This window comes from Paenibacillus sp. HGF5 (assembly GCF_000204455.1).
In the GTDB taxonomy this organism is placed as follows: domain Bacteria; phylum Bacillota; class Bacilli; order Paenibacillales; family Paenibacillaceae; genus Paenibacillus_AQ; species Paenibacillus_AQ lautus_A.
This window is the reverse complement of sequence record NZ_AEXS01000105.1, coordinates 1-12,825: the sequence shown is the minus strand read 5'-3', so window position 1 is coordinate 12,825 and position 12,825 is coordinate 1. Positions and strand designations below refer to the sequence as shown.

Below are 12,825 nucleotides of genomic sequence, written 5' to 3'. Positions count from 1 at the left end.
ACGATATCGACGTAAATGCCTTCCCCATGATGGTCCCAATACTCATTGTGGAACGGGGGTTCGGTTGCGTTGTTCTGCGTCACTTCATATTGGATCGGCGTCAGGCGCTGCTTAAGCTCGGCGTTATCCACCGGCTCCGACCAGTGCTCCTCAATGAAATCCTCCCGTCCGGAGCCTTTGCGATAGCGTTTGTAATGGCCCGGATTTTTCTTGTGGTAATCCTGATGGTATTCCTCGGCCTCATAGAAGGTGCTCGCCGGGATGATCGGCGTCACGATCGGTCCGTCGAAACGTCCGCTGGCCGCCACGGCCTGCTTGGATTGCTCCGCAAGCTCGCGCTGCTCCTCCGTATGGTAAAAAATAGCGGTTCGGTAGGATGTCCCGCGGTCATGGAATTGTCCGCCCTCGTCCGTAGGATCGATTTGCTGCCAGAAAAGCTCGAGCAGCTTCTCATATGGGAAAACTTCCGGGTTATAGGTGATTTGAACGGCCTCATAATGGCCTGTGGTATCGGAGCACACCTCTTCATAGGTCGGATTTTCCTTGTGGCCGCCAGTATAACCGGAAACGACCTTCAGAATGCCCGGCAGCTCGTCAAAGGGAGAGACCATACACCAAAAGCAGCCTCCCGCAAAGGTAGCCAATTCGCTTGGGGTTGAACGATTATTCATCTATTATCCCTCCATCGTTTTAACAATATAAAATGTAAGTCTTATTGTTATTATAATCATTTTGGTCAAGGAAACCAAAATATTGCTCCGATTATGTCGTTCTCCCCTTATACCACCGGAAAGCGGCCATGAGCAAAGCGGTTAGCAGCATAAGTCCTGCCGCAACAGCCGCGAAGATGACCGGATGATCGGCCAATCCGCTGCCAAGCCAGGCGTACAGGAGGATGGCTGGAATTTTGCCGATGGCGGAAGCGGCGGTGTACGTCCAGAATGGGATCGAGGCGACGCCGGCATATAGATTGACGGCCATTTGCGGTATCACGGGCAGCAGGCGGGCGAGCAGGATCGACTGAAAGGGGCGCCGTTCGACCGCGTTCGTAAACCTGTGTATGGCCGTGTATTTCCCAAGCAGCCGTCTGCCGGACTCCTGATATAAAGACCGCACAGCCGCATACAGGATGACGGCGGCGATCGTCGTTCCGAACCACGATATGGCGGCCGCCCAGACGGTGCCGTATGCATACCCGAGAATAGCGATGACCACTTTGTAGGGGGCAATGGGAAATAAGGCAAGCAGGGCTGCCAGCAGGATCATGAGGAAGAGCGGGGGATCGCTCTCCAGCCACTCCGTGATATCATGCCTGTATGAAAAAGCAAGTGCCAGTACTGCCGCATATAGGATGGGGATGATCCATCTCTTCATGTAGAATCCTCACTTTGCATCGTTGACCTGAATAGCACCATGATAGCAAAAAAACAGGCATGCTGCCCGTCTTTGGAAGACTCTCGCAATCGATACTATGGAAAAATTTGAATATACAAGCGATTTTTCGTATGTTATAATATGTCCAACCGAATAGTTCCCAAAGGGGAGTAGCTTCATAAGAAAACCTCGGTCGTGGCCTTATCAAGGATGAACAACCGCGACTTCAACGGTAGGTTTTCTTGCGATATAGAATTTCATGGGCTCTGCCGATGACTTATAAATTCTATATCGTAAGTAAAGTCGTCATTACGGGACTAACCATCCCCGGCTTTATTGGCAACGATGAGTTGTTTAGCGAGACCTTTGCCTGATTGTTTCATGATGAGGTGGAGGTCTATTTTTGCGCCCAAAAAACGCTGTAGACCCTACCGATGAAGGGAACAGCGTTTTTTTGGTGGAGGACATCGGTAGGCGAAAGCCTAATCAGAACATGAAGAAAGGGTGGGGAATCATGGATTTGCTGTCGATGGAATTTTGGACCGCGCTGCTGTCGATTGTCCTCATTGACCTCGTGCTGGCAGGCGATAATGCTATCGTTATCGGTCTCGCCGCTCGCAATGTCCAGAAAGAGGACCAGAAGAAGGTTATCCTGTGGGGAACCGTCGGTGCGATCATCATACGGATCGTAGCCACGCTGCTCGTTGTCCAGCTCTTGATGATCCCCGGCTTGCGCTTGATCGGCGGTATCGCGCTGCTGTGGATTGCCTACAAGCTGCTGGTCGATGAGAAGCAGCATGAAATTTCCGCGGGCAACCAAATGTGGGCGGCTATCCGTACGATCATCATCGCGGATGCCATGATGGGACTGGATAACGTTCTTGCCGTAGCAGGCGCTGCCGGTGAAAGCTTCATGCTGGTTATTGTCGGACTTGCGATTTCCGTTCCGATCATGGTGTGGGGCAGTACCATTATCCTGAAGCTGACGGATCGCTTCCCGATTATCATCACGATCGGCGCTGCGGTGTTAGCCTGGACCGCATCGAAGATGGTGGTGGAAGAGCCGATGATTCACGGCTGGTTCGCAAATGGCGTCGTGAAGTACGGGTTTGAGGTTATCGTCATTGCCATCGTCATCGGCATCGGAACCTGGATGAAGAAGAAGAATGAGCACAAAGCGAAGAGCAACCCGGTACAGGTAAAGATGGTCGACTAGTTTAAGACTTTGTCTGAACCGGAACCAAGCGGTATAATGTCTTCATGAACGAACAGAGCCCATAACGCCCTGTTCGCATGAGGAGGAGTAAATGCATGGAATCTGCGGGAAAGTCCGTAGAAGAACGGATAGCGGAATCGTACCGTCAGGATGAGGATATGATGATCCTCGTGTTTGCCCAGTGGTGTGTGAATCACGGTCTGGACCCGGCTGAGCTGTACCGTAAAGCCTATCCGGATCAGCCGGACAATGAGCGGTTGACGCGCGTGCTTGAATTGACGGTGCCCAAAGAAGAGGCTGGGGAAATACCGGATCAGACCCTGCTTGGCGTCCTGTCGATGTTCGGTAATGAAGACTTGGCTATCGTTGTTGCCGAGGCAGCGGCCACCCTTGGTCCTGACAAGAAGTAACGGAATCATGGAATATCTTACATCCGATTCAAAGAAGAAGCGGGTCGATCAAGGAAAAACCTTGGTCGGCCCGCTTTTTTACAGTGGAGGTATGACCATTAATTGGAGGTTCGGCTGGACATGCGGAATTGCTTAGGCGAAACGCCGAATCGGGAACGGAAAACGCGGTGAAAATAAGTGTAGTTCGCAAAGCCGGAGGTTTCGGCGACATCCTCCAGGGAGAGGGGGCTGAAAACGATCCGTTCCTTTGCCATGCTCAGTCGCACGTCCATGGTGTACTGCATGATGGTGGTGCCGAACGCTTCCTTGAACAGATGGACTGCCCGGGAAACGCTGATGCCGACATGGCCGGCGACATCCTCCAGCTTGAACATGGAGGAGGCATTCTCCTCAATGTAGTTCTTCATGCGGTAGGCGAGATACGTCTTGGGGGTTGTTGACGGCTGCTCCGATAACAGGCGGTCCACCTCAAGGCACAGAATCCGCACGGTATAATCCGAAATCTCGGGATAAGGATCCGATACGCGCCGCTGCTCGAGCAGAATTTGCCGAAACAGGCTCAGGTAACGCTCCTCCAGCGGTACCCTGATTTTGGTCGGGCGTTTCTTGGAATTCCACCACGCGTCCGCCCAAGGCCCTTTGAAAAAAATATGATAATCGCCGCTTTCGATGGTCAATTCACCCAATGCGTTGTATTCGTCATCGATTCGAAGTTCATAAGGCTGTCCGGGCGTGAAGATCAACAGATCCCCTGCCTCGACGAGCGACAGCTTGCCGTCGATTTTGGCGCGGCATTTGCCGTCGGTCTGCCAACGCATCAAATAGGTGTCGAAACCGTCCGCCAGGGACATCTTGAAAGGTTTGCGATGAAATGAGAAATCCGCTGCTACGACTTGGTTGGAAAGATTTGAATCCATTGCTTAAGTCCCCTTTGAAGAATAAGAAAATAATGACCAGATTGTTCATGTTTTAATCATATTCTTCATTTTAAACGAAAGCATAAAAGAATACCATTGTACTAGTCCGAGCACATCTATTGGTTCAAGGAGTGACATCGATGAAAAAAATGAGAGCAGGTATAATTGGCTGCGGAACCATCAGCGGCGTATACTTCACGAACTTGAAAAACAGCCCTTGGGTTGAAATCGTGGCATGTGCCGATCTCATTCCGGACAACGCCAAAGCGAAAGCGGAAGAGTTCAACATCCCGAACGTATACACGGTTGAGGAGATGCTCGCACAGACGGATATTGAGTTTATTATTAATTTGACCATTCCGGCCAGCCACGCCAATGTCGATATCGCCTCCCTGGAAGCAGGCAAGCATGTCTACAGTGAAAAACCGCTGGCCATAACCCTTGACGAAGCCCGCCGCGTCCTGAATATCGCCGATCAGAAGGGGCTTCGCGTCGGCTGCGCACCGGATACGTTCCTAGGCTCCGGCGTACAGACGGCCAAAGCGGCCATTGAATCCGGGCTGATCGGCAGACCTGTTGCCGCAACGGCGTTTATGATGGGGGCAGGACCGGAAGCATGGCATCCCAATCCCGAATTTTTTTACGCGTCGGGCGGAGGTCCGATGATGGACATGGGACCTTATTATGTGTCGGCCCTGGTAGAGCTGCTGGGTCCCGCAAGCCGGATCAGCGCATCCACAGGCATCCAGATCCCGGACCGTTCCGTCGGCTCCGGCCCGCTTCAAGGAAAGCCGATCACGGTTCAGACGCCGACGCATTTGGCAGGGACGCTGGATTTTGAGAACGGTGCCATTGCAACCATGATTACCAGTTTCGATATCTTTGGCGGGTCCAATCTGCCCTGGATCGAAATCTACGGCACGCAGGGCAGCCTGAGTCTCGGCGATCCGAACTACTTCAACGGGGAAGTGAAGCTGCGCAAGCACGGCTCCGAGGAATGGGAATTGCTTGAGCCCGCCTTCGAATGCGGGAAGAACGAGCGGGGTCTGGGCATCCATGATATGATCCAATCGATTCATGAGCAGAAGGACCACCGCGTAAGCGGCCGCCTGGCTTATCACGTGCTGGAGATCATGCAGTCCTTTCAGCAGTCTTCGCTGGAGGGCAGGCATATCGTTCTGCAAAGCACGTACCGTTATGGCAAACTTCCGGCACCTCAGCAGGCCGAATCGGCTGAATAGGGAACTGGAAGCCTGGTCCATATTCTTGTAAACTGGTTATGAACAACAGGCAAACCAGCTTCTGACGGATCTGGCAGAATGATGGGCTCTAGCCCGGCGATCCGCATGAAAGCGTTGCACTAATATTGGGACAGCTCCAATAAGATCAACAGTATGGGGAGGAAATGGACATGTCGAACACGTTGAAAATCGGAATTATCGGCTGCGGGGGAATCGCCAACGGCAAGCATATGCCGAGCTTGAAGAAGCAGGCGCAGGCCGAATTGGTCGCTTTTTGCGACATCGTGGAAGAGCGTGCGCAGAAGGCAGCAGCCGAATACGGGGTTGAAGGCGCAAAAGTGTACACGGATTTCAGGGAATTGCTGAAAGACGGAAGCATTGACGTCATCCATGTATGTACGCCGAACGATTCGCACTCCGAAATCACGGTAGCATCCCTGGAAGCCGGCAAGCACGTGATGTGCGAGAAGCCGATGGCAAAAACGGTTTCCGAAGCACAGGCCATGCTGGACGCCGCAAAGCGCACAGGCAAAAAACTGACCATCGGTTATAACAACCGTTTCCGGGACGACAGCATGTATTTGAAGGGGATCTGCGAGGAAGGCGAGCTGGGCGAGATCTACTACGGTAAAGCCATGGCCATCCGCCGCCGTGCCGTTCCGACCTGGGGCGTATTCCTTGACGAGGAGAAGCAAGGCGGAGGTCCGTTGATCGATATCGGAACCCATGCGCTGGATTTGACCTTGTGGCTGATGGACAATTACAAGCCGAAAAGCGTGCTGGGATCCACGTTCCATAAATTGGGTCAGCGCGAGAATGCGGCGAATGCGTTCGGTCCGTGGGATCCGAAGGAATTCACGGTAGAGGATTCGGCATTCGGATTTATTACGATGGAGAACGGCGCTACGATCGTTCTGGAATCCAGCTGGGCGCTTAACGTCCTGGAGATCGGCGAAGCGAAAGCCGTTCTGGCGGGAACCGAAGGCGGAGCCGACATGAAAGACGGCTTGCGCATCAACGGCGAGAAAATGAGCAGACTGTATGAAACCAAAGTGGATCTGAACGCCGGCGGCGTAGCTTTCTATTCGGGCTCCAAGGAAAACGAGTCGGACCGTGAAGCAAGAATGTGGCTTGAAGCGATCATAGAGGATAAGGATCCGGTCGTTAAGCCGGAGCAGGCGTTTGTGGTGACGCAAATCCTGGAAGCGATCTATGAATCGGCGAAGACGGGTAAAGCGATTTATTTCGACAACTAAATCTTGCAATCAATGATGACTAAGCTAAACCAGGAGGTTATACAATGAAATTAGGCGTATTTATGGTATTGCTGAGTGGACGTAAACTGGAGGATGCTTTGGACTACGTGGCATCCAAGGGCCTTAAAGCAGTTGAAATCGGAACAGGCGGTTATCCCGGAAATGCACATTGCAACCCGGTCGAGCTGCTTGAGAATGAAACCGCGCTGAAAAACTTCAAAAACGCGGTGGAATCCCGCGGGCTGATCATTAGCGCACTGAGCTGCCACGGCAATCCGCTTCATCCGCAAAAGGCAATCGCAAAAGAATTCCATGACACATACGTAAAAACGGTGGAGCTTGCCGAGAAGCTTGAAGTACCTGTTGTCAACACATTCTCCGGCTGCCCAGGCGACCACGAGGATGCCAAATACCCGAACTGGCCGGTAGCGCCTTGGCCTAACGACTACCAAGAGATCCTGACTTGGCAGTGGGATAACAAGGTCATTCCTTATTGGACCGAGTGGGGTAAATTTGCGGCAGACCGCAATGTCAAAATCGGTTTGGAACTGCACGGCGGCTTCTCCGTTCACACGCCGGGCACGCTGCTCCGTTTGCGCGAAGCCGCAGGCGAAGTGATCGGTGCCAACCTGGATCCGAGCCACATGTGGTGGCAAGGGATTGACCCTGTTCAAGCGATTCAAATTTTGGGCCGCGAAGGAGCGATCCACCACTTCCATGCGAAGGATACTAGCATTGATCCGATTAACGTGAACAAACATGGTCTCACGGATATGCAGTCGTATGCGAACATGCTGGATCGCGCTTGGCAGTTCCGCAGCGTAGGTTACGGACACGATGTGAAGGAATGGGCGGATATGATGAGTGCTCTTCGCCTGGTTGGATATGACTATGTCGTGAGCATTGAACATGAAGACGGACTGATGTCCGTTGAAGAAGGCTTCTCCAAAGCGGTGCAAAACCTTCAGCAAGTGCTGATCGAAGAGCCGCTCGGAGAAATGTGGTGGGTCTAACAGCGTAGAGAATAACGAATAAGCAATTAGGGGGAACAGCAACATGCTTAACGTAACCATATGGAATGAATTCGTGCACGAGAAAATCCATGATGAGGTTCGGAGCGTTTATCCGACGGGCATTCACACAGCTTTGGCGGAGGGTCTGCAAAATCCGGATTTCATCATTAGAACGGCAACGCTCGACCAGCCGGAGCATGGATTGACGGACGATGTACTGGATTCAACCGATGTGCTGTTGTGGTGGGGGCATATGGCTCATGACCAGGTTAGTGACGAAATCGTAAGCAAGGTCGTAAAACGCGTGCAGGATGGTATGGGACTGATCGTTCTCCATTCCGGACATTTTTCCAAACCGTTCAAAGCTTTGATGGGCACGAGCTGCGATTTGAAGTGGCGCGAAGCAGGAGAACAGGAAATTATTTGGAGCGTGAATCCGACGCATCCGATTGCGGCGGGAATTACGGGACCGATCATCATCGAGCACGAGGAAATGTACGGGGAGTTCTTTGACATTCCGGCCCCTGATGAGCTGGTATTCGTCAGCAATTTCGAGGGCGGGGAAGTGTTCCGCAGCGGATGCACATTCAAACGCGGGCATGGGAACATTTTTTACTTCCGTCCAGGGCATGAGACCTATCCAACCTACTACAACCCCGAAGTGCTGAAAGTGATCTCCAATGCGATTAACTGGGCTCATTCCACGGCAGGCAAGCAAACGTTCGGCAACAGTCAGCCGGTTCGCGCGCTTCCCGTTTTAGTCTAAGCTATAAACAGCGCGTTATCCTAAGCATCAGCGAACGAGCCGTTCAAGGTACAGTCCTTGTTCGGCTCGTTTTTTTGGTATGTTGGGGCTGCTTTTTCGAAATGTTTTTGCTCAGCTGGGGATAGAATATACGTGAATATGGGGTATTGTATGATATAGGAGAGGGGGCTGTACACATGAACGAAGTACAAAGCGCACCTGTAGATCCCGCAACCATCGCCATATGCCGGGCGAGGCTCGTCCATCAACCCGTTGAGGGCTTCCTGCTCGGAAGGGGAGTCCGCTTTGCGAAAATTATGTTCATCGGGGAAGCGCCCGGGGCTCATGAAGTTTTGGAAGGCAAACCTTTTGTAGGGCAGGCCGGACAAGAGATGAACGCGTACCTGGAACGTCTGAAACTGACGAGGGACCAGGTATATATTACCAGTGCCATGCGAAGCAGGCCCTACAAGGATAAAGTGCTCGTGAGGCCTTCGGGTGAGAATGTCATCAGCCGATCGAATCGCACGCCGACCAAGGCGGAAATTTTGGCGCATGCGCCTTTGCTTGATGAAGAGATCCGATGGGTGCGCCCGGACATCCTGGCACCTATGGGAAATACCGCGCTGCACCGGTTAATCGGAAGCCATGAAACGGTGACGTCGCTGCACGGCAAGCTGATGGAGGGACCAGTTCAGCAAGCGGCAGATCCGGAAAATCCCGGAGCAGGCTATGTGTTTTCACCGGAGACCTATAAGATATTCCCTCTGTTCCATCCAGCGGCGGTGCTGTATAATAGGAAATTATCCACTTTGATTGAGGACGATTTGGATATTTTGGCTCGGATATTAGGGGGATAAGCGCTGATTTTCTGGGAAAAAGGGGCTAGGAGGTTTTCAGCTTCTCGAAAATATGCTAAAATGAAACATACTTACAATTCGTAAGTTTTCTAGATTTCTGGGTAAGCTTATGAGTTTCTATAAACAAGGTGACTTCGTAAAGAGGTGAAGGGATATGGAAGTTACAAATGTTACGATGTGTCCCCGTTTCGAATCGGCCTTTTCTTTTCTGGGCAAACGGTGGAACGGCTTGATTATTCAAACGCTGATGAGCGGACCTAAGCGCTTTAAGGATATTTCGAATTTGATTCCGTCCATGAGCGATAAAATGCTCTCCGAGCGGATGAAGGATTTGGAATGCGAAGGCATACTGATTCGTCATGTCTATCCGGAAACTCCGGTACGTATTGAATATGAACTGACTGAAAAAGGCAAAGCACTGCGTCCGGTGATGGAGCAAATTTCATCCTGGGCAGAACAATGGGTCGACAGATGAGTCATCTTAAGACTCCCGTTGACGATTAAACCCTGGCATGAGATATCCTCATTTCAGGGTTTTTTTTCTAACCAGAATGGCTGATTTTTCGTTTCGTCCTGCAAAAATATCCGGACATGCACCAAGCTGACGCACCTTCTATATGATGTAATAATCCAGGCGGCATATCAAGGAGGCGAGCCCATGATCAAGCGAACGAATATCTCCCGGTTCCATTATGGACAAGAGGACATCTCAGAGCTTGAAAACGCTTCATTACAAGTGCTTCATATATTTGAGAAAACCAAGCGGGTGCTGAGCCAGTATGTACCGGAATCACTGTGGTCGGCCGTGTGTGGAACAAGCCCAGACGCTGTAGCATCCGTTAGCCAAGACGGCACCGCTCGGGTCGACATGTTCCAGAAATGGGTCAAGGCTCCCGGCGGATGGAAGTTCATTGGTTATGAAACCGAAACATTGAATTCGTCTTCCGAGCAGAATAAGGGACGGATGGGAAGATTCCTGCATATGATCATCTGGTCGCTCTACGAGAAAATCGTGATGCTGCATCCCTTCCTCGGCAGCGAAGCGTTCTTCGACGGGGAGGAGCTGGACGTGATCGCCCATTATTTTGTGCCTACGTATATTAGTGCCGTGCCTTTGGTGCAGCAAGGAAAAGCCTATAAGACCATTCAGGCCGGCATCGTACTGTACCAGGAGCATATCGAGGCGCCTGCCGTCATCATGCAGTCGGAAGGAGGCCTTTTGGAGGGGAACTGGATGACCGGGGTGAACCTGGATGCGGGGGGATTTGCCGGAATTCGTCCCTATTTAAAAGTGCCCGGCGGCGAACGAGCCTATATGGAAGCCGAAATCATATAGCAGGCCGTCTTTTTAGGATAACCTTGTTCCAATCGGACAGGGTTATTTGGTATTTTTATTTAAATTTTAAAGATCAATGTGAAATAAATCACAAAAATATATGCCTTTACACGATATAATTTACTTGTAAGCAGTGAAATACACGAGCACCAGATCACGTGTTGGGGAGGAATCAAACGATGTCCAATATAAAGAGAGAAAAGTTGGTTGTCATTGGCAACGGTATCGCAGGCATAAGCACGGTCGAGCAAATCATTAAATTGGGTGGGAAATTTGACATCACCGTCATTGGACAGGAGCCTCACCCGAACTACAATCGCATTATGCTGTCCTATGTGCTGGAAGGCAGTAAAACCTTGGACGACATCGTATTGAATGACTGGAAATGGTACGAGGACAATCAGATCACCCTGCATACGGGTGTGACCGTCACCGCCATCGACGGGGAGCGCAAGGTTGTAACGGCCGATAACGGATTGACGGTTCCTTATGACAAAGTGATTATAGCTACAGGTTCGAAGCCTTTTATATTGCCTGTACCGGGCAGTGACAAAGAGGGAGTTATCGGATTTCGAAACATCGCCGACTGCACGCAGATGCTTCAAGCCGCCAAGGCATACAAGAAAGCGGCCGTCATCGGAGGAGGGCTGCTGGGTCTGGAAGCTGCGAAGGGATTGGTCAGCCTGGGCATGGAGGTGACGGTGGTTCATCTCATGCAGGATTTGATGGAGAGCCAGCTGGATTCCATGGCATCGGGGATGCTGCAAAGGGAGCTGGAGCGGCAGGGGATCCGGTTCTTATTAGGCAAACAAACCACGGAAATCATGGGCGATGAGAGAGTAACGGGGCTGCGGTTCAAAGATGGAGATGAGCTTGAAGCGGAACTCGTGGTCATGGCCGTGGGTATCAGAGCGAACGTTGCTGCCGCCCAAGCGAGCGGTATCGAAGTGAACCGGGGAATCGTAGTCAACGATTATCTTCAGACCTCCTGGCCGGATGTGTATGCGGTTGGCGAATGCTGCGAGCATCGGGGGGCATGCTACGGCCTGGTTGCGCCGTTGTTCGAGCAGGGACAGGTTCTTGCCAAGCATCTCTGCGGCGTGGACGGCCAGCCTTACGAGGGCAGCATCGTATCGACGAAACTGAAAATCAGCGGCGTTGATGTATTCTCCGCAGGAGAGTTCATGGAGCAGGCTGAGCACTCGGTGATCGTGGCGAAGGACGATTGGCGCAAGACTTATAAGAAAATCCTGCTGCGCGACAATATCATCGTCGGCGCGATATTGTTCGGAGATGTCAGCGATTCGGCCAGCCTTCAATCCATGATACGAAAAAAGACGGCCATGACCGAGGAGATCTATCATTCGATCATGGGCACCGAATGTGCAGGGAAAGGAAACGGCAAGGCCTTCTCGCTGGATAAGATGCCCGACGATGAAATCGTCTGCGGCTGCAACGGCGTAACCAAAAAGGCCATTGTGGATGCCGTGACGCTTCAAGGCCTCACGACGGTGGACGAAATCAAAGCTTGCACGGGAGCGACCCGTTCTTGCGGAGGCTGCAAGCCAGTCGTGGAGCAAATCCTTCAGAGCGTACTGGGCGATGGCTTTAAGACGGCAGGCAAACAAGGCATATGTCCTTGCACCACGCTCGACCGGGACGAAATCGTCGCCGAAATCAGCGCCAAGGGGCTGACCACGACGAAGGAAGTCATGCATGTTCTGAACTTCAGCAACCCTGAGGGCTGCTCCAAATGCCGTCCCGCCATCCATTATTATCTGGCCATGCTGAATCCGGTGACCCATCAGGAGGAGAGGGAGTCCCGCTTCGTCAACGAACGGATGAACGCCAACATTCAGAAAGACGGCACTTACACGGTAGTGCCAAGAATGTACGGCGGCGTTACCACGCCGGAGGATTTGAAGAAAATTGCGGACGTATCGCTTAAGTACAATGTTAAGGTCGTTAAGGTAACCGGCGGACAGCGACTGGATCTGATCGGCGTGAAGAAGGAAGATCTGCCAAGCGTATGGGAAGAGCTGGATATGCCGTCCGGTTATGCTTATGCCAAATCGCTGCGAACCGTCAAGACCTGCGTAGGCTCCCAATTCTGCCGCTTCGGCACGCAGGATTCGATGGGCATGGGTGCATTCCTCGAGGAGAAATTCGAGCGGCTGGACTTTCCGGCGAAGTTTAAAATGGCGGTCAACGGATGCCCCCGAAATTGTGCCGAATCGTGTACGAAGGACATCGGGATCGTCGGCAATGACGGCGGATGGGAGATATTCGTCGGAGGCAACGGCGGAACGAAGGCACGCCTGGCCGATTCGTTCTGTAAAGTGAAAACGGACGAGGAACTGATCGAGATCTGCGGCGCCTTAATGCAGTACTACCGTGAAACCGGCAAGTACCTCGAGAGAACGTCGGAATGGGTAGAGCGTCTGGGACTGGAACAAA

13 protein-coding genes are annotated in these 12,825 nt (G+C 52.0%); 10 read left to right on the top strand and 3 right to left on the bottom strand.

What is annotated here, in order from left to right:
• Both msrA and HMPREF9412_RS16770 read right to left on the bottom strand, forming a co-directional pair.
• The coding region (gene msrA, locus HMPREF9412_RS16775; RefSeq protein WP_009592833.1) for a peptide-methionine (S)-S-oxide reductase MsrA at window positions 1-671 on the bottom strand (671 nt) is incomplete at its 3' end.
• 91 nt (window positions 672-762) lie between these two features.
• Complete coding sequence (locus HMPREF9412_RS16770; protein WP_009592823.1) at window positions 763-1,374, bottom strand: TVP38/TMEM64 family protein; 612 nt, start codon at window positions 1,372-1,374, stop codon at window positions 763-765.
• A gap of 514 nt (window positions 1,375-1,888) precedes the next feature.
• Here HMPREF9412_RS16770 and HMPREF9412_RS16765 point away from each other — a divergent pair.
• Together HMPREF9412_RS16765 and HMPREF9412_RS16760 are read left to right on the top strand one after the other, a co-directional pair.
• Window positions 1,889-2,590 carry a TerC family protein gene (locus HMPREF9412_RS16765; RefSeq protein WP_015734420.1) on the top strand — a complete coding sequence of 234 codons (702 nt, stop codon included), beginning with the start codon at window positions 1,889-1,891 and terminating at the stop codon, window positions 2,588-2,590.
• Window positions 2,591-2,685: 95 nt separating this feature from the next.
• Window positions 2,686-3,000 (top strand): hypothetical protein, encoded by a 315-nt coding sequence (locus tag HMPREF9412_RS16760; RefSeq protein WP_009592829.1) that lies wholly within the window; start codon window positions 2,686-2,688, stop codon window positions 2,998-3,000.
• A 98-nt stretch (window positions 3,001-3,098) separates the two neighbouring features.
• Here HMPREF9412_RS16760 and HMPREF9412_RS16755 read toward each other — a convergent pair whose 3' ends face one another.
• Complete coding sequence (locus tag HMPREF9412_RS16755) at window positions 3,099-3,917, bottom strand: AraC family transcriptional regulator (RefSeq protein ID WP_009592826.1); 819 nt, start codon at window positions 3,915-3,917, stop codon at window positions 3,099-3,101.
• A 140-nt stretch (window positions 3,918-4,057) separates the two neighbouring features.
• Between HMPREF9412_RS16755 and HMPREF9412_RS16750 the strand changes: the two genes are divergently transcribed.
• From HMPREF9412_RS16750 to nirB, 8 genes are all read left to right on the top strand, one after another.
• On the top strand, window positions 4,058-5,158 hold the full coding sequence (locus HMPREF9412_RS16750) for a Gfo/Idh/MocA family protein (RefSeq protein WP_009592824.1): 1,101 nt from the start codon (window positions 4,058-4,060) through the stop codon (window positions 5,156-5,158).
• Between the two features lie 170 nt (window positions 5,159-5,328).
• On the top strand, window positions 5,329-6,414 hold the full coding sequence (locus tag HMPREF9412_RS16745; RefSeq protein WP_009592831.1) for a Gfo/Idh/MocA family protein: 1,086 nt from the start codon (window positions 5,329-5,331) through the stop codon (window positions 6,412-6,414).
• Between the two features lie 44 nt (window positions 6,415-6,458).
• Window positions 6,459-7,427, top strand: coding sequence for a sugar phosphate isomerase/epimerase family protein (locus HMPREF9412_RS16740; RefSeq protein WP_009592834.1), 969 nt, complete (start codon window positions 6,459-6,461; stop codon window positions 7,425-7,427).
• A 43-nt stretch (window positions 7,428-7,470) separates the two neighbouring features.
• Window positions 7,471-8,193 carry a ThuA domain-containing protein gene (locus HMPREF9412_RS16735; RefSeq protein WP_009592827.1) on the top strand — a complete coding sequence of 241 codons (723 nt, stop codon included), beginning with the start codon at window positions 7,471-7,473 and terminating at the stop codon, window positions 8,191-8,193.
• 176 nt (window positions 8,194-8,369) lie between these two features.
• Window positions 8,370-9,032, top strand: coding sequence for a uracil-DNA glycosylase (locus HMPREF9412_RS16730; RefSeq protein ID WP_009592822.1), 663 nt, complete (start codon window positions 8,370-8,372; stop codon window positions 9,030-9,032).
• A gap of 154 nt (window positions 9,033-9,186) precedes the next feature.
• The gene (locus HMPREF9412_RS16725; protein ID WP_009592832.1) at window positions 9,187-9,507 is read left to right on the top strand and encodes a winged helix-turn-helix transcriptional regulator; all 321 of its coding nucleotides are present in this window, start codon (window positions 9,187-9,189) and stop codon (window positions 9,505-9,507) included.
• A 183-nt stretch (window positions 9,508-9,690) separates the two neighbouring features.
• Window positions 9,691-10,368: a hypothetical protein gene (locus tag HMPREF9412_RS16720; protein ID WP_009592828.1), complete on the top strand. Its 678-nt coding sequence runs from the start codon at window positions 9,691-9,693 to the stop codon at window positions 10,366-10,368.
• A 179-nt stretch (window positions 10,369-10,547) separates the two neighbouring features.
• A partial coding sequence (gene nirB, locus HMPREF9412_RS16715; RefSeq protein WP_009592830.1) for a nitrite reductase large subunit NirB occupies window positions 10,548-12,825 on the top strand: 2,278 nt, incomplete at its 3' end.

Coding starts and splice junctions, on each gene's coding strand:
- HMPREF9412_RS16770 (WP_009592823.1), bottom strand. CDS start 1,374: ATGAAGAGATGGATCATCCCCATCCTATATGCGGCAGTACTGGCACTT.
- HMPREF9412_RS16765 (WP_015734420.1), top strand. CDS start 1,889: ATGGATTTGCTGTCGATGGAATTTTGGACCGCGCTGCTGTCGATTGTC.
- HMPREF9412_RS16760 (WP_009592829.1), top strand. CDS start 2,686: ATGGAATCTGCGGGAAAGTCCGTAGAAGAACGGATAGCGGAATCGTAC.
- HMPREF9412_RS16755 (WP_009592826.1), bottom strand. CDS start 3,917: ATGGATTCAAATCTTTCCAACCAAGTCGTAGCAGCGGATTTCTCATTT.
- HMPREF9412_RS16750 (WP_009592824.1), top strand. CDS start 4,058: ATGAAAAAAATGAGAGCAGGTATAATTGGCTGCGGAACCATCAGCGGC.
- HMPREF9412_RS16745 (WP_009592831.1), top strand. CDS start 5,329: ATGTCGAACACGTTGAAAATCGGAATTATCGGCTGCGGGGGAATCGCC.
- HMPREF9412_RS16740 (WP_009592834.1), top strand. CDS start 6,459: ATGAAATTAGGCGTATTTATGGTATTGCTGAGTGGACGTAAACTGGAG.
- HMPREF9412_RS16735 (WP_009592827.1), top strand. CDS start 7,471: ATGCTTAACGTAACCATATGGAATGAATTCGTGCACGAGAAAATCCAT.
- HMPREF9412_RS16730 (WP_009592822.1), top strand. CDS start 8,370: ATGAACGAAGTACAAAGCGCACCTGTAGATCCCGCAACCATCGCCATA.
- HMPREF9412_RS16725 (WP_009592832.1), top strand. CDS start 9,187: ATGGAAGTTACAAATGTTACGATGTGTCCCCGTTTCGAATCGGCCTTT.
- HMPREF9412_RS16720 (WP_009592828.1), top strand. CDS start 9,691: ATGATCAAGCGAACGAATATCTCCCGGTTCCATTATGGACAAGAGGAC.